Raw genomic sequence first — 16,193 nt, forward strand, 5'->3', positions numbered from 1 at the left:
GTCCCCGCCGTCCGTCCGCCTAGGCTCGACACCATGCAGCTGCGACTTCCCCGGAGGGGCCTCCCGCGACCCGGTCTGCCGCGGTGGGCGGCGGTCGCCGCCGCCCTCGCCGTGCTGGCGGGCGGCGCCGGCACCTGGACCGCCGTCGCCTCCGACGCCCCGCCGCCCGTGCACCGCGCGGACCGGATGCTGGACCTCGACGGCGTACGGATCGACACCTCGTACTTCACCGCGGGCGGCTCCGCCCGCCGCCCCGCCGTGCTCCTCGGGCACGGCTTCGGCGGTTCCAAGGACGACGTCCGGGGGCAGGCCGAGAAGCTGGCGCGGGACGGCTACGCGGTGCTGACCTGGTCCGCCCGCGGGTTCGGCGCGTCCACCGGGCAGATCGGGCTCAACGACCCGGACCGCGAGGTGAAGGACGTCCGGGGCCTCGTCGACTGGCTGGCCGCACGGCCGGAGGTGCTGCTCGACAAGGCGGGCGACCCGCGCGTCGGCGTCACCGGGGCCTCCTACGGCGGGGCGGTGGCGCTGCTCGCCGCCGGGTACGACCCGCGGGTGGACGCCGTCGCCCCGCAGATCACCTACTGGAACCTGGCCGACGCGCTGTTCCCTAACGGCGTGTTCAAGAAGCTCTGGGCCGGCGTCTTCTTCTCGGCCGGAGCCGGAGCCGGAGCCGGAGCCGGAGCCGGCACGGGCGCGGGCGTTGACACGGGCGCGGGTGTGGGCGCGCGCGACGGCAAGGCGGGGCCGGGGCCGGCTTCGGCTCCGGCGTCGGGATCGGCGTCGGGATCGGCGTCGGGAACGGCGTCGGGAACGGGAACGGGATCGGGCTCGGGATCGGGCTCGGCGGCCTGTGGGCGCTTCAGCCCCGAGGTGTGCGCCCTGTACGAGCGCGTCGCCGTCGCCGGGAAGCCCGACGCCGCCGCCCGCGCGCTCCTGGAGGCGCGCAGCCCGTCCGCCGTCGGCGCCCGCATCAAGGTGCCCGCGCTGATCGTCCAGGGCCGGTCCGACTCCCTCTTCACCCTCGCCCAGTCCGACGCCATGGCCCGGACCATCGCCGCGAACGGCGCTCCGGTCGCGGTGGACTGGACGGCCGGCGGCCACGACGGCGGCGACCGGGAGACGGACCGGGTCGAGGCCCGGATCTCGGCCTGGTTCGACCGCCACCTCAAGCGGGAGGCGTCGGCCCCGACCGGCCCCGCCTTCCGGGTGAGCCGGACCGGGGGCGTCGACTCCACCGACGGGAGGGCGACCCTGCGCGGGGCGACGGCCGACGCCTACCCGGGCCTCTCGGCCGGCCCCGTCTCGGTGGCGCTCGCGGGCCCGCCGCGCAGCTTCGCCAACCCCGCGGGCGCGAACCCGCCCGCGATCTCGGCGGTCCCGGGCCTGGGCGGCGGACTCTCGCAGCTCTCCTCGCTCGGCGTGGGACTGTCCCTGGACTTCCCCGGCCAGTACGCGGCCTTCGACGCCCGCCCGCAGACCGCTCCGCTGCGGATCACCGGCGCGCCGACCGTCACGGTGCGGGTGACGTCGACCGCCCCGGACGGCTCGGCGGTCCTGTTCGCCAAGGTGTACGACGTGGGGCCGGACGGGCGGCAGCAGGTGCTGCCCGCCCAGCTCGTGACGCCGGTACGGGTGACGGACGCCGGGCGCGGGCGCACGGTCGACCTGACCCTGCCCGCCGTGGACCACGAGGTGGCGGCCGGGCACCGGCTGCGCCTGGTCCTCGCCGCCACGGACCTCGGCTACGCCTCGCCGGCCGCCCCCGCCACGTACACGGTCGGGGTCGAGAGCGCGCTGACCGTGCCGACGGCGCCGGGCGTGACGACGCAGGCGGCGGGTCTGCCGTGGTGGGTGTGGGGCCTGCCGCTCGCGGGCGCCGTCCTCGCCGCGGCCCTGCTCCTGACGGTCCGCCGCAAGGCCGCGCCGCCCGCCCCCGACGCGGACCTGGCCGGGGTCCCGCTCCAGATCACGGGCCTCTCCAAGAAGTACAGGGGCGGTGACCGGTACAGCGTCCGCGACCTGTCCTTCCGCGTGGAACAGGGCCAGGTGCTGGGCCTGCTGGGCCCCAACGGCGCCGGCAAGACGACGACCCTGCGGATGCTCATGGGCCTGATCAGCCCGGACGAGGGCGAGATCCGGGTCTTCGGCCAGGCGATCCGGCCCGGCGCCCCCGTGCTCTCCCGGGTCGGCGCGTTCGTGGAGGGCGCGGGCTTCCTGCCGCACCTGTCGGGGCGCGAGAACCTGGAGCTGTACTGGCGGGCCACCGGCCGTCCGGCCGAGGACGCGCACCTGGACGAGGCGCTGCGGATCGCCAACCTGGGCGGCGCCCTGGAACGCGCCGTCCGCACCTACTCGCAGGGCATGCGGCAGCGCCTCGCCATCGCCCAGGCCATGCTGGGCCTGCCCGACCTGTTGATCCTGGACGAGCCGACGAACGGCCTCGACCCGCCGCAGATCCGGGAGATGCGGGAGGTGATGATCCGGTACGCGGCCGGGGGCCGGACCGTGATCGTCTCCAGTCACCTCCTCGCCGAGGTCGAGCAGTCCTGCACCCACCTCGTGGTGATGGACCGCGGCGGCCTGGTGCAGGCGGGCCCGGTCGAGGAGATCACCGGTTCCGACGACACGCTCCTGGTCACGCTGGGAGCCCCGGTCCCGGACGCCGTGGTGGAGAAGCTCGGCGCGGTACGGGTCGACGCCGGCCTCCTCGTCCGCCTGACCGACACGACGCACGCCACCCCCACCGCCCTGATCGCCGAACTCGTCCGCCTGGAGGTGCCGGTGACGGGCGTGGGGCCGCACCGGCGCCTGGAGGACGCGTTCCTGACTCTGATCGGAGAAACCGCATGACCGCCGCCGCCCTCGGCTACGCGCCCGGCCGCACCCTGCCCCTGCGCGTGGAGGCCCTGCGGCAGCTCAAGCGCCGCCGCACGCTGGTGATGGGCCTGATCCTGGCCGCCCTCCCCTTCGTCCTCATCGCGGCCTTCGCGATCGGCGGCGGGCCGGACGGCTCGGAGAACAGCCGCATCACCCTGATGGACACGGCGACGGCCTCGGGCGCCAACTTCGCGGCGACCTGCCTGTTCGTCTCGGCCGGCTTCCTCCTGGTCATCCCGGTCGCCCTGTTCTGCGGCGACACGGTGGCCTCGGAGGCCGGCTGGTCCTCCCTGCGCTACCTCCTGGCGGCCCCCGTCCCGCGCGCCCGCCTCCTGTGGTCGAAGCTGACGGTGGCCCTGGCCTTCAGCGCGGCGGCCATGCTCCTCCTGCCGCTGGTGGCGCTCGCCGCGGGCACGGTCGCGTACGGCTGGGGCCCCCTGAAGCTCCCCACCGGCGGCGCCCTCCCGGCCTCCGACGCCCTCGTCCGCCTGGCCCTGGCGACGGCCTTCGTCTACGTCTCCCAACTGGTCACGGCGGCCCTGGCCTTCTGGCTCTCCACCCGCACCGACGCCCCCCTGGGCGCGGTCGGCGGAGCGGTGGGCCTCACGATCATCGGCAACGTCCTGGACGCGGTCACCGCCCTGGGCGACTGGCGCGCCTTCCTCCCCGCCCACTGGCAGTTCGCCTGGGCGGACGCGCTCCAGCCCCAACTGGAGTGGTCGGGCATGCTCAAGGGCACGGCGATCTCGGTGACCTACGCGGTCGTCCTCTTCGCGCTGGCGTTCCGGGGGTTCGCGCGGAAGGACATCGTGTCGTAGCCGGCGCCGGCGCCGGCGCCGGCGTCCGCGTGCCGGGGCAGCGGGGCCACGCCCTCACACCCACCCCCGACGAGCCGCCTCCGCCCCCGCGCGGAAGCGGCTCGTCGTGCCCAGGGCGGCCATCAGTTCGCCGACGCGGCGGCTGTACGTGCGGGGGGACATGCCGAGGCGGGTGGCGGCGGTCTCGTCGGTGAGGCCGGAGAGGAGGGCCTCCAGGACGGGGCGGAGTTGTGGGGGGAGGTCGCGGGTGGGGAGGGTGAGGCCCGTGAGTTCCTGGCCCGTGTCCCAGGAGGTGTGGTGGGCGCGGACCAGGGCCGCCACCACGACCGGGTCGCGGATCAGGAGCAGGCCGTTGTAGTGCAGCTCCAGGTCCAGGGGGACGGCCGCGACCGTGCGGTCGACGACGATCATCTTGAAGGGGATGGCGTCGGTGACCCTCGCCCGGCCGGGCACCCCGATCGCGCCCGCGATCTGGGGGAGGGCGTGGCGCGGGACGATGCGGCGGACCTCGCCGGCCCGCTCCGCCGCCGCCCGCATGCACGCTCCCGCCAGCTCCAGGAACGGCTCGGGGATCGCGCGGGACGCGGAGGCGGCCGGGTCGTCGAAGGTCAGCAGCTCGTGCCGGGCCGAGGCGGCCAGGCCCGCGAGGGCCGCGCTGACCCGGCGGGTGCCGCGGACGGGGCGCCCGGGAGGGCGCTGGAGTTCGGGTCCGGCCCGGCCCATCGCCGAGCGGGCGAGCATCACGGAGCCCGCAGTCTCTGTCACTGCTCACCACCCCCGCCCGTTCGGTGTGCCACTCCATGTATGCATGCGACTGCGTACGGTGACAACCCCTGTTGACAAAGGTGGCGAGTCCCTGCCACTGCGGTGTGTCCCCGGCGCCGTTGCCGCATTGAGATCCATCCGCAACTCCTTCGTCTGCTCCTTCCCACCTGCTCGGGCGTCACATTCACAGGACGTCGGATGCACAAGTGTGCCCATTCGAGGGGGAGATGAGATGGGGATGGGGATCTGGACGAGGGCGAGGGCCAGGGGCGTGGGGGGTGCGCTCGCCGGTGTGCTGCTCGTCGCCGGGTGCAGCGGGGCTTCGGGGGACGGGGCCCGGCATCAGGGCGGGAGCCGGGCGGGGGGTGAGCGGGCGGTGCCCGACGCCGCGGCGCCCGACGCGGCGCCGGACGCGGCGCCGGAAGGGCGCGGGGACGCGCCCTCGCGGCTCTCCACCTTCGCCCTCGACGTCGACACCGCCTCCTACGGCTACGCCCGCCGCACCCTCGCCGAGGGACGGCTGCCCGCGCCCGAGGACGTACGGCCCGAGGAGTTCGTCAACAGCTTCAAGCCGGGGTATCCGCGCCCGAAGGACAACGGGTTCAGCGTCACCCTCGACGGCGCGCGGACGAGCGCGGGCGCGTGGTCGCTGCTGCGCGTCGGGCTCGCGACCCGGCCCAGCGACGGCGAACGCCCGCCCGCCGCCCTCACGTTCGTCGTCGACGTCTCCGGCTCCATGGACGAGCCCGGCCGGCTCGACCTGGTCAAGGAGTCGCTCCGGCTGCTCGTCGGCCGGCTGCGGGACGACGACGCGATCGCGCTCGTCACCTTCAGCGCCGAGGCCGAGACCGAGCTCCCCATGACCCGGGTCGGCGGGAACCGGGAGCGGATGCGCGAGGCCGTGGACGGCCTGGAGACCTCTTCCTCCACCAACGTCGGGGCCGGCGTCCGCACCGGGTACGACGTCGCCGTCGAGGGGCACCGCAAGGGCGCCACCAACCGCGTCGTCCTCCTCTCCGACGCCCTCGCCAACACCGGCGACACCGACGCCGACGGCATCCTGGAACGGATCGACGAGGAGCGGCGGGAGTACGGGATCACCCTCTTCGGGGTCGGGGTGGGCAGCGAGTACGGGGACGCGTTCATGGAGCGGCTCGCCGACAAGGGGGACGGGCACACCACGTACGTCTCCACCCCCGAACAGGCCCGCAAGGTCTTCGTCGACCAGCTCCCCGCGCACATCGAACTGCGCGCCCGGGACGCCAAGGCGCAGGTCGCCTTCGATCCGAAGACCGTGGAGACCTTCCGGCTCGTCGGCTACGAGAACCGCAAGGTCGCCGACGAGGACTTCCGCGACGACCGGGTCGACGGCGGCGAGATCGGCGCCGGGCACACCGTCACCGCGCTGTACGCGGTCAGGCTCCGCCCCGGGAAGAGCGGGCGGGTCGCCACCGCCACCGTCCGCTGGCTCGACCCCGTCACCCGTGCCCCGCACGAGCGTTCCGGCTCGGTCGACGCCGCCGCCCTCACCGCGCCCCTGTGGGGCCCCGGCCACGACAGCCTCCAACTGACGGCGATGGCCGCCTACTTCGCCGACCGGCTGCGAGGCGGCACCCTGCCCGGCGCGCCCGGCCTCCGGCAACTCGCCTCCCGCGCGCAGGCGCTCGCCGAGCGGGCCCGCTCGGCGTCCGTCCAGGAGCTCGCGGACGCGATCCGGCGGGCGGACACGCTGGGGGCCGGCCCCGGGGACGGGAACGGCTCCGGGGACGGAGACGGGTACGGGGGTGGGGATCCGTACGCGGGTTGATCGCGGCGCGCGGGGGCGGGTGCCCGGAGCGATGTCCCTCCCCCCGCGCCCGTCCGTCCGTCATCATGGGCCCATGGCCGCCCTGTTGCTCGCCCTCGCCGTCGTCTCCACCGGGCTCTACGCCGGTTTCATGCTGATCTTCCAGACCGGTGTCATGCCCGCCCTCGCCCGGCTCTCCGACGAGGAGTTCGTCCGGGCCATGCGGCGGATCAACGAGTACGTGCCGAGGCCGGTCTTCCTGCTCGTCTTCCTCGGGGTCCTGGTGTTCCCCGCCGCCGCCCTGTTCGTCGCCGTCGACGGGCGGACGGACACCCAGAAGTGGCTGGTGCTGGCCGGGCTGGTGTGCGCCGTGGCCAATCACCTGGTCACCGTCGCCGGCAACGTCCCGCTCAACACCGCCCTGGCGGCCTCCGAGACCGGCGGGGAGCCGGCGGGCGAGGTCCGGGCGGCCTTCGAGAGGCGCTGGAACGGGTTCCACCGGATCCGCACCCTGCTCGTCCTCGGCTCCTTCGGGCTGCTCACCGCCTCCGCCGTGGTCACCGGCTGAGGAAACCGCTTACCGCGGACCGGAAGGTCTGTTTTTTCGTCGCACTGAGTGACGGTGGTGCGTCGTCCGTGCGGAGCGATGGTGTGGAAGTCGGGGAGACCTGACGTTCTGTATGCCGCCCCTCCGGGCATTCACGCAGGTGAGAGCCGTTTCCGTCCAGTACGTGAGATGGTCGGGTTCACTGCGAACAAGGCTTCGGGTATCTTCCAGCTGCCGGAAAATCGGTACCCCCAGGTTTGTTTTCTCGGGCCACCGGGATGCCGGTTCGGGCGATGAGAGGGACGTGACTCCCATGGCGAAGCAGGATCGGGCGATCCGTACCCGTCAGGCCATCCTGGAGGCGGCCGCCGCCGTCTTCGACGAGCGGGGCTACGAGGCCGCCAAGCTCTCCGACATCCTCCGGCTCGCCCAGGTGACCAAGGGCGCGCTCTACTTCCACTTCGACTCCAAGGAAGACCTCGCGCACGCGGTGATCGACGCCCAGGTGTCGGTGGTGCCCACGGCGCCGCCGCAGATCTCCAAGGTGCAGGAGTTCGTCGACGTCGGCATGGTGTTCGCACACCGGCTGACCTGCGACCGGGTGCTCAGCGGCAGTGTCCGGCTGACCCTCGACCAGGGGGGCCACGAGCTCAACCGGAGCGGCCCCTACCGGGAGTGGACCGAGATCAACCTGCGGCTGCTCACCGCGGCGAAGGAAGGCGGCGAGCTGCTGCCCCACGCCGATCCCGAGGAGATCGCCCCGCTGGTCGTCGGCTCCTACGCGGGACTCAACCTGATGACGCACGCGCTCGAAGGGCACCGCTCCTCGATGGAGCGCTGGGCCTCGGCGCTCTACCACCACCTGCTGCCCAGCATCGTCGTCCCCTCCGTGCTGACCATGCTCGATCTGGAGCCCGGCCGGGGCGCCCGTGCACTCGGAGTGTCGGAGAACGGCTCCTAGGGGGCCTTCGGCACGTGAAATCAAACCGCCACGGCGGTTTCTTTGACACCCTGGCCGGATGACACCTGCGCGGCTGCCTGAAAACGATCCCCAAAAGATACCCGTGGGTCCAGTATCTGGATTCTTAGGTACGTTTCCCTGGGCGTTGACGCCTCGTTGATGAGGGTGAATCGGGATGAAAGGGACGAAAACGCCGCCCTGGGGGTCCGGCGATTCCGTACCGTCCGGTTTCTTATTGACATGCATCGCGGTCTCTTTTCTAATCGTCGAGGGTCATCCCGTGCACAGACGCTGAGGGGGCAAAGTGGACGTCCGGATCCTGGGGGGGCTGTCGGTACGCGAGAACGGGGTGTCGATCACCCCGACCGCCGCCGCGCCACGACAACTTCTCGCCCTGCTCGCCGCCAGTGCCGACCAGGTCGTTCCGGTCACCGTGCTCATGGAGGAGCTGTGGCCGTCCGGCGCGCCGCGCGGCGCCCGGGTCGAGCTCCAGTCGCACATCCTCGGACTGCGGGCGCTGATCGCCGCCGCGCTCACGGAGGGCGCGCCCGACGTCGGCGGCAGGGCCGGCGGGTACCCGGAAGGGACCGACGGGCGCACCGCCGAGACCGTCCTCGCCGCCCAGTCCGGCGGCTACCGCCTCGACACCGGCGGCGGCTCGCACGACGTCCGTCAGTTCGAGCGCGCGGCCGGCGCCGGCTACCGGGCCATGGAGGCGGGCGACCTCCCGCGCGCCGCGCTCCGCCTCGGCGAGGCCCTCGCCCTGTGGCGCGGCGAGCCGTACGCCGGCGTCGACGCCGGGCCGAGGCTACGCGCGGAGACCGAGCGCCTCGAAGCCTCCCGGCTCAGCGTGCTCGACCAGTGGGTCGAGGCGCAGCTGGGGATCGGCCGGCACGTCGAGATGGTGCCCGAGCTCGCCGTGCTCGCCGCGCGGCACCCCGTCAACGAGTCGCTGCACGGCCAGTTCATGGTGGCCCTGCTGCGCTCCGGGCGCGCCGACGACGCCCTGGAGGCCTACCGCAGGCTCTGCGTCGGCCTCCAGCGGGACGGCGGCCGGGAGCCCTCGGCGCGGCTGCGCCGGCTGCACCGGTCGGTGCTGACCGTCCGGGACGCCGGACTGCCCCGGGTCCCGGCCCAGTCGAGCGGTCTCTGGCTCCGCCCCCGTCCCGTGCCGGCCGTGGCGGGCCTGGCGGGCAGCCTGGTCTGATGGACGCCCGACGGAGGTCCGGCACCCCGTACGGCAGGGGCACTGCGGGCGTCCGGCAGGCGACCCGCAGACGTTTTCCGGGCATCCGGCAGGACCCCGAAAGGCCTTTGACGTGCCGTCAAGCCCAAAGGGGAATGAAAGTGGTCGATCTCACCGTTGACCGTCGTCGACGACCGAATTATTTTCGGCCAGCGGAGGGAGTTGAGGCATGTCCAACGACAGCGCGGACGGGGGCGCCGACGCGCTCACCGTGTTGGAGCTCCTGGCCCGACAGGCCCCGCCGGGCCGGTTCGCCGAGCTGCTCGACCAAGCCCGCGTGGCAGGCCGCCCCGAGCACGAACTCGCCGCTCTGGAAAGGGCCGTTCACCTCGCCACCGGCGTCAGCTGCTCCCTCGCCCGCCGCGAGCAGCGGGAGGAAGGGCTCGCCGCGCTCCTCGACACCACGCGCGACCTGACCCTCCCGTACGACCTGGACGGCCTGCTGCGGGTCATCACCCGCCGGGCCAAGCGCCTCCTCGGCCTCGACCTGGCCTGCGTCACCCTGCGCGGCCCGCACGGCGGGCGCCTGCTGCACAGCGCCGAAGGCGCCCTCACCGCACTCGACCCGGCCGGCTGCCCCACCCTCTTCGAAGGCGACGGACTCGGCGGTCTGGTGCACGCCCTCGGCGAGCCCGCCTGGACCGAGGACTACCTCGACGACGCGCGGTTCGCCCACTCCGCCGCCATAGACGAGCTCGTACGGGCCGAGGGCCTGCGCGGCGTCCTCGCCGTGCCGCTGCGCACCGGGGAGACCACCCTCGGCGTGCTCTACGGGGCCGACCGCAGCACCCGCCGGTACACCGCCGACGAGATCGCCCTCGTCGCCGCGCTCGCCGACCTCGCCGCCGTCGCCACCGAGAAGGCCGGGCTGCTCGACCAGACCAGGGCCGAGGTCACCGAGCTCGAACGGGACAGCTCCCGCGCCCGCACCCGGCTCACCCGCATGCGCTACATCGGCGAGGCGCACAGCCGCATCATGAACCTGATCCTGGCCGGCGGCGACCTGCGGAACGTCGCGACCGCCGCGGGCGACGCGCTCGACGGCGCCGTCCTCGTCCGCGACCCGGGGGGCCGCACGCTCGCCCAGGCCGGGGAGCTGCCCGGCCTCGACGAGGACGCCGTCGCCAAGGCCTCGCTCGACGCCCACGCGGGCCGCCGCCCGGTCCTCACCACGAGGGGCGCGGGCTCCGCGGGGGAGCGCGGACACGAGGACGACGGCGGCGACCAGACCTGGGTCGCCCCGGTCCTGGCCGGTTCCGAGGACCTCGGCGTGCTCGTGGTCCGCGCCGCCACCCCGCTGACCGGCGAGGACGAGCGGCTGCTCGAACTCGCCGCCCAGTCGGTCGCGTTCCTGCTCCTGATGCAGCGCTCCACCGCCGTCGCCGAGGGCCCGGTCCGCGACGAACTCCTCGACGACCTGCTCGCCGAGCCGCAGCACTCCCCGCAGCAGATCGCCCAGCGGGCCCGCCGCCTCGGCCTCGACCTGCGCAAGCCGCACGTCGTCGTGGTGGCCCGCCCGGAAGGGGGCGAGCAGGGCCGGGCGGTCGTCTGGGCCTCCTCGTACGCCTACCGCATGTCCGGTCTGAAGACCGTGCACGGCGGCGCCATCGTGCTGCTGCTGCCCGGCGTGGACGCCTCGGCCGCCGCGAAGGCCGTCTCCGGCGAGCTCTCCCCGCTGCTCGGCCACCCCGTGTCCGTGGGCGCGGCCGGCCCGGGCTGGAGCCCGGACAGCGTGAGCCGGCTGTATCTGGAGGCCATGCGCTGCCTGGACGCGATGGGCGCGCTGGGCGGTTCGGGCGCGGCGGCGTCCGTGCAGGACCTCGGCTTCCTCGGACTGCTGCTCTCGGACGACCACGACGTGGACGGGTTCATCGAGTCGGCGATCGGGCCCGTGCTCGACTACGACGCCGAGCGGTTCACCGATCTGACCCGCACCCTGGAGGCGTACTTCGCCTCCGGCGGCAGCCCCACCAACGCGGCCGAGGCGCTGCACGTCCACCCGAACACGGTCTCGCGCCGCCTGGAGCGGATCGGCGAACTCCTGGGCGCGGAGTGGCAGAAGCCCGGCCACGTCCTGGAGGTGCAGCTGGCGCTGCGGCTCCAGCGCACCCGCGACGTCCTGGCCCGCCAGCGCGCCGACCTCCGCGACGCCCGCACCACCGGCACGACCGCGTCCCAGTCCTGCGAGCGGCCGGGGACATGAGGGCGACCGGGCCCGGGACCACCCGCACCGCCGTACGCGACTGAGCCCCGGACCGGGTGCCGGATCCCGGGCCCCGAGCCCCCCGGGTCCCGTACCCGTCCCGTTCCCGTCCGGCGGCCCACGCCCGGGGTGCCGGGCCGCCGGACGGGAGGCCTGGCCGACGCGCGCGGGCGCGGGGCCCGGGCGGTCGCCCGGGCCCCGCCCCTCGTCGTCAGCCCGCCGAGCGCCCCTGGACCTGCCCGAACGCCGTCGGTGCCGCCGCCGTGTTCCAGCCGGGGGCGAGGACGGTCGCCGCGTGGGCCGCGGAGGCGAGCGTGATGTGACGGTGCCAGCCGCGGAACGAGCGGCCCACGAAGTCCCGCAGGCCCGCGCCCTCGCCGACCGCGCGGAAGTCCCGCTCCACCCGGCGCGACAGCTTCGTCAGCCGCAGCAGCGGGCCGACCGCCGAGCCGGTCAGGTCGGTGATCCACAGCCGGGCCGGGGCACGCCGCGGGTCGTCCCACTCGCCGAGCAGCAGCAGCGGGCGCTGCCGCTCCCCGGCCGGTACGGGCAGGGTGACCCGTACCGCCGTGGCGAGCGAGGTCCGCGAGGTGCGCACTCCGGCCGCCGAGTCCACCCAGCTCACCGGGCGGCGCAGTCCCTTGAGGGACTCCAGGATCTGCTGGGCCGTCAGCGGGCCCGCGCCGAAACCGGGCAGCGAGCGGTCCGCGACGGTCAGCCGGCAGCCCGTGCCGATCCGGGCCACCACCGGCACGCCGGCCACGGCGAGCCGGTGCAGCGCCGCCCGCCCCGCGCCGCCGCGGATGTCCAGCAGCAGCGGCTTGCGGGTCACCTCCGGCCAGCGGGCGGTGTCGAGCGCCGCGTTGACCGCGCACTCCTCCAGCGTCTCCTCCGCCGCGCCCTCGGGGACCTCCGCACGGTCGCGCCGCGTGCGGTCCTTCACCCAGGGGTCCGGCAGGAAGAGACGCCAGTTGACCGGGACGCTCAGCTCCTCCGAGGCCATCCACACCCCGAAGGCCTGCTGGCCCCGGAAGACCTGGCCGCGCTCGGGATCGAAGCGGCGGTCGACGCCGACCGAGTGGTCGCCGGCCTTCGGTATCGGCATCGGCCGCACCACCCACGCCTGGGGCCCGCTGTTCTGCTGCAGGAACCGGGCCAGCTCGGCCCGCATCGGGCGCCAGTCCCACGTCGAGCTGGAGATGAAGTGGTGCAGGCTCTGCTCCGCGGCCGGCCCGCCGATCTGGGCGGCGATGTTGCGGATCGACTTGCGGCCCTGCGCGGTCAGCAGCCCGCGCAGGTACTGCTCGGCCTTGATCCGCTGGTCGCGGCGCGGGAAGGCGGAGAAGAGCGCGGCGCACAGCTCGCCGTAGACGTCCTCGTCCGCCGCGTCCCGGGGCGCGGCGACGGTCCTGAACCTGGTTGCGACGGATGTACTCACGACACTCCTGACCGACGGTTGCGCAGCTCCCTCCAGCTGCCCCTCCACCGTCGCGGTTCGGTGCCCTCCAGGACGAGGTGTACCCGGCACCCGTCTGGGCCGCCTGATGGTGGCCGGACCACCGCCATACCCCGCGGGGGGATCTGACAGACTCGCCGGACGAGCTTTGACCCGTGCGCGGCCCGGCCCGGACCATCATGGCGAGGCTGCACGGGCCGGGCTCCGGTTAATGCCCCAGGCCGGGGTCCGCGCCTGTGCGCCTCGCTTCACCCGCACCCGAAGGTGCCCGGCGGCGCCCCTGCGTACGCGGCGTCGACCGCCCCCGCGGACCCGCGCCCGGGCCCGTACGCTCCCAGCGCCTACGCTGGTCCCATGGGATTCCGCGCGCAGCTTCCGGTCGTCGGCGTGGTCGCCGCGGGCGGCGCGCTCGGGGCCTGCGCCCGGTACGCGGCGACGCTCGCCTGGCCCACCCCGGCCGGCGCCTTCCCCTGGACGATCCTCACCGTCAACGCGGCCGGCTGCGCGCTGCTCGGCGTGATCATGGTGCTCGCCACCGAGACCCTCACCCCGCCGCACCCGCTCCTGCGCCCCTTCCTCGGCACCGGCGTCTGCGGCGGCTTCACCACCTTCTCCACCTACGCGCTCGACACCCAGCGGCTGCTCGCCGACGGGGACGCCGCGCGGGGGCTGCTCTACCTGGCCGCGACCGCGCTCACCGCCCTCGGCGCGGTGTGGGCGGGCGTCACCGCGGCCCGGGCCGCCACCCGCGCCGCACCGGAGAGGAGGCCGCGATGACCCGGCTCACGGGCCGCGCCCTGCGCCTGACCGTCCTCGTCGGCGAACGCGACACCTGGCACCACCGGCCGCTCTCCACCGAGATCGTCCACCGCGCCCACGCGGCCGGTCTCGCCGGCGCCTCCGTCTTCCGCGGGATCGAGGGCTTCGGCGCCTCCTCCCGCGTCCACACCACCCGGCTGCTCTCGCTCGGCGACGACCTTCCGGTGGCGGTCCTGATCGTGGACACCGAGGAGCGGGTACGGGCTTTCCTGCCGCGGCTGGAGGGGCTGGTTCCGGACGGGCTCGTCCTCCTCGACGCGTGCGAGGTCGTCCACTTCGGGGGCGGCGGGGAGCCGCCCGAGCCCTCGCGGCCGCCGGCGCAGGAGCCGCCCGAGTGAACTGGCTGCTCGTCGTGCTGGGCGCCGCCGTCGGCGCGCCCCTGCGCTACCTGACCGACCGCGCCGTCCAGGCCCGCCACGACTCGGTGTTCCCCTGGGGGACCTTCGCCGTCAACGTCGTCGGCTCCCTCGTCCTCGGCCTCCTCACCGGCGTCGCCTCCACCCGCGCGGGACTCCTCCTCGGCACGGGCCTGTGCGGGGCGCTCACCACGTACTCGACCTTCTCGTACGAGACGCTGAAGCTGTACGAGTCGGGCGCCCGGGCCTACGCCGTGGCCAACGTCCTCGGGAGCATCGCGGCCGGGCTCGGCGCCGTCTGGCTCGGCGTGGCGCTCGTCGCCCCGCGCTGACCGGGCGGCTTCCCGCCCGCGCGCGGCGGCCCGCACGTCAGGATCCCGTCAAGAGGGCGCGCGCGGGCGTCAAGAGCGCGGGAGGAACGCGCGTCCGTGGCCGGAACACACCCCAGGCTGGGCACTCCTGTGGGGATCCGACCGTGAAAGGGAACGCGCGCATGGGCGTCCAGACCACCGAGAGCTCAGCGGTACGGGGTGCCGAGGAGCCTCCCGATACCGGGGCCCGGCACCGGCTCACCGCCGTCACCGGGCTGGCCGCCCTCTCGCTCGACGCGATGGCGTCGGTGGCGTACGGGCCGGAGGCCATCGTCCTGGTCCTCGCCGCGGCGGGTGCCCACGGCCTCGGCTTCACCCTGCCGGTGACGCTGGCCATCGCCGGACTGCTGGCCGTGCTCGTGGCCTCGTACCGGCAGGTCATCGCGGCCTTCCCGGACGGCGGCGGCTCCTACGCCGTCGCCAAGGCGCACCTCGGCCGCCGCACCAGCCTGGTCGCCGCCGCCTCGCTCGTCCTCGACTACGTCCTCAACGTCGCCGTCGCCGTCACCGCCGGGGTCGCCGCCCTCACCTCGGCCTTCCCCGGGCTCCACGGGGACCGGCTCTGGATCTGCCTCGCCGTCCTCGCCCTGGTCACCGCGGTGAACCTGCGGGGCATCGTGGACTCGGCCCGCGCCTTCATCGTGCCCACCGCCGTGTTCGTCGGCGCGATCCTCGCCATGGTCGTCGTCGGCCTCCTCCGCGACGCGCCCGTCTCCACCGCCACCTCCGCCGGACACGCCTCCGTCCTCGCGGACGACGCCACCACGGTCGGCGCGCTGCTCCTGCTGAAGGCCTTCGCCTCCGGCTGCTCCGCCCTCACCGGCGTCGAGGCCATCGCCAACGCGGTGCCGTCCTTCCGCGCCCCCGCCGTCCGCCGCGCCCAGCGCGCGGAGGTCGCCCTCGGCGCGCTCCTCGGCGTGATGCTGATCGGCCTGTCGGTGCTGATCTCCCGCTTCGGCCTCCAGCCGGTCGAGGGCGTCACCGTCCTCGCCCAGCTCGCCGACGCCTCCTTCGGCCACAACTGGGTCTTCTACGTGGTGCAGTTCGCCACCATGGCGCTGCTCGCCCTGTCGGCCAACACCTCCTTCGGCGGGCTGCCGGTGCTGCTGAAGCTGCTCGCCCGCGACGACTACGTGCCGCACGTCTTCGGGCTGAAGGCCGACCGCCAGGTGCACCGGCACGGCGTGGTGTGGCTCGCCGTGGTCTCGGCCGGGCTGCTGGTCTTCTCCGGCGGCGACACCAACACGCTCGTGCCGCTCTTCGCGATCGGCGTCTTCGTCGGGTTCACGATCGCGCAGACCGGCATGGTCCTGCACTGGCGCCGGGAGCGCGGCCCGCGCCGGGCCGGCAAGGCCCTCCTGAACGGTCTGGGCGCGCTGCTGACCGGCGTCTGCGCGGTGGTCGTGACGGTCATCAGGTTCCACGACGGCGCCTGGCTGATCGTGATGGCCCTGCCCCTACTCGTCGGCGCCTTCGAGCTCGTCCACCGGACGTACGGGCGGATCGGCGAGCGGCTCGGGGTCGGCCGGATCCCCGAGCCGCCGCACCGCGCGCACTCCCTCGTCCTGGTCCCGGTCTCCTCCCTGACCCGGCTCACCAGCGAGGCCCTGACCGCCGCCGTCTCCCTCGGCGACGAGGTCCGCGCGGTCACCGTCTGCCACCCCGACCCGGAGGACCGGGAGCAGACGGAGGCGCTGGAGCGGGACTGGGCCCTCTGGAACCCGGGCGTCCCCCTGGTCCGGCTCCGCTCCGAGCGCCGCTCCCTGGGGCGCCCGATCACCGCGTACGTACGCGAACTCGCCGTCGCCCGACCGGACATCCGCGTCACCGTCCTCGTGCCGGAGGCCGAACCGGAGCGGCTGTGGCAGCGGCTGCTGCAGAACCAGCGGGGCGCCGTCGTCGCCCACGCGGTGCGGCGGGACACGGACGCCACCGTGTGCCGGCTGCGGCTGAAGATCTGAGCCCGTCCCCGCATGCGCGAAGGG

General features: G+C 74.6%; 13 protein-coding genes. 11 read left to right on the forward strand and 2 right to left on the reverse strand.

What is annotated here, in order from left to right:
• Positions 1 to 33: 33 nt before the first annotated feature.
• Together ABD981_RS25810 and ABD981_RS25815 are read left to right on the forward strand one after the other, a co-directional pair.
• Entirely contained in the window at positions 34 to 2,853 is a 2,820-nt protein-coding gene (locus ABD981_RS25810) for an alpha/beta fold hydrolase (protein WP_046907186.1), read from the forward strand.
• A complete protein-coding gene (locus ABD981_RS25815; RefSeq protein WP_046907187.1) occupies positions 2,850 to 3,698 on the forward strand; it encodes an ABC transporter permease in 849 nt (282 codons plus the stop codon). The genes ABD981_RS25810 and ABD981_RS25815 overlap by 4 nt, the downstream gene beginning before the upstream one ends.
• 54 nt (positions 3,699 to 3,752) lie before the next feature.
• Here the strand turns inward: ABD981_RS25815 and ABD981_RS25820 are convergent, their stop codons facing one another.
• A complete protein-coding gene (locus tag ABD981_RS25820) occupies positions 3,753 to 4,463 on the reverse strand; it encodes a helix-turn-helix transcriptional regulator (RefSeq protein ID WP_046907188.1) in 711 nt (236 codons plus the stop codon).
• A 238-nt stretch (positions 4,464 to 4,701) separates the two neighbouring features.
• Here ABD981_RS25820 and ABD981_RS25825 point away from each other — a divergent pair, with 238 nt between their 5' ends.
• From ABD981_RS25825 to ABD981_RS25845, 5 genes are all read left to right on the forward strand, one after another.
• On the forward strand, positions 4,702 to 6,270 hold the full coding sequence (locus tag ABD981_RS25825) for a vWA domain-containing protein (protein WP_046907189.1): 1,569 nt from the start codon (positions 4,702 to 4,704) through the stop codon (positions 6,268 to 6,270).
• A gap of 73 nt (positions 6,271 to 6,343) precedes the next feature.
• Positions 6,344 to 6,817: an anthrone oxygenase family protein gene (locus ABD981_RS25830; protein ID WP_046907190.1), complete on the forward strand. Its 474-nt coding sequence runs from the start codon at positions 6,344 to 6,346 to the stop codon at positions 6,815 to 6,817.
• 292 nt (positions 6,818 to 7,109) lie between these two features.
• Positions 7,110 to 7,757: a ScbR family autoregulator-binding transcription factor gene (locus ABD981_RS25835; RefSeq protein WP_046907191.1), complete on the forward strand. Its 648-nt coding sequence runs from the start codon at positions 7,110 to 7,112 to the stop codon at positions 7,755 to 7,757.
• 304 nt (positions 7,758 to 8,061) lie between these two features.
• Positions 8,062 to 8,964, forward strand: coding sequence for an AfsR/SARP family transcriptional regulator (locus ABD981_RS25840; RefSeq protein WP_046907192.1), 903 nt, complete (start codon positions 8,062 to 8,064; stop codon positions 8,962 to 8,964).
• A gap of 208 nt (positions 8,965 to 9,172) precedes the next feature.
• Positions 9,173 to 11,206, forward strand: a complete 2,034-nt coding sequence (locus ABD981_RS25845) for a helix-turn-helix domain-containing protein (RefSeq protein WP_046907193.1) — start codon at positions 9,173 to 9,175, stop codon at positions 11,204 to 11,206.
• Positions 11,207 to 11,417: 211 nt separating this feature from the next.
• On the opposite strand, the gene ABD981_RS25850 is transcribed toward ABD981_RS25845, so the two are convergent.
• Positions 11,418 to 12,644 carry an IS701 family transposase gene (locus ABD981_RS25850; protein ID WP_046907194.1) on the reverse strand — a complete coding sequence of 409 codons (1,227 nt, stop codon included), beginning with the start codon at positions 12,642 to 12,644 and terminating at the stop codon, positions 11,418 to 11,420.
• 372 nt (positions 12,645 to 13,016) lie between these two features.
• On the opposite strand from ABD981_RS25850, the gene crcB (ABD981_RS25855) reads away from it, so the two are divergent.
• From crcB (ABD981_RS25855) to ABD981_RS25870, 4 genes are all read left to right on the forward strand, one after another.
• Positions 13,017 to 13,439, forward strand: coding sequence for a fluoride efflux transporter CrcB (gene crcB / locus ABD981_RS25855; RefSeq protein WP_046907195.1), 423 nt, complete (start codon positions 13,017 to 13,019; stop codon positions 13,437 to 13,439).
• On the forward strand, positions 13,436 to 13,819 hold the full coding sequence (locus ABD981_RS25860) for a DUF190 domain-containing protein (RefSeq protein WP_046907196.1): 384 nt from the start codon (positions 13,436 to 13,438) through the stop codon (positions 13,817 to 13,819). The genes crcB (ABD981_RS25855) and ABD981_RS25860 overlap by 4 nt, the downstream gene beginning before the upstream one ends.
• Positions 13,816 to 14,169: a fluoride efflux transporter CrcB gene (crcB, locus tag ABD981_RS25865; protein WP_046907197.1), complete on the forward strand. Its 354-nt coding sequence runs from the start codon at positions 13,816 to 13,818 to the stop codon at positions 14,167 to 14,169. Before ABD981_RS25860 ends, crcB (ABD981_RS25865) begins: the two co-directional genes overlap by 4 nt.
• A 161-nt stretch (positions 14,170 to 14,330) precedes the next feature.
• A complete protein-coding gene (locus ABD981_RS25870; RefSeq protein ID WP_046907198.1) occupies positions 14,331 to 16,169 on the forward strand; it encodes an APC family permease in 1,839 nt (612 codons plus the stop codon).
• Positions 16,170 to 16,193 lie beyond the last annotated feature (24 nt).

This window comes from Streptomyces showdoensis (genome assembly GCF_039535475.1).
GTDB lineage: Bacteria > Actinomycetota > Actinomycetes > Streptomycetales > Streptomycetaceae > Streptomyces > Streptomyces showdoensis.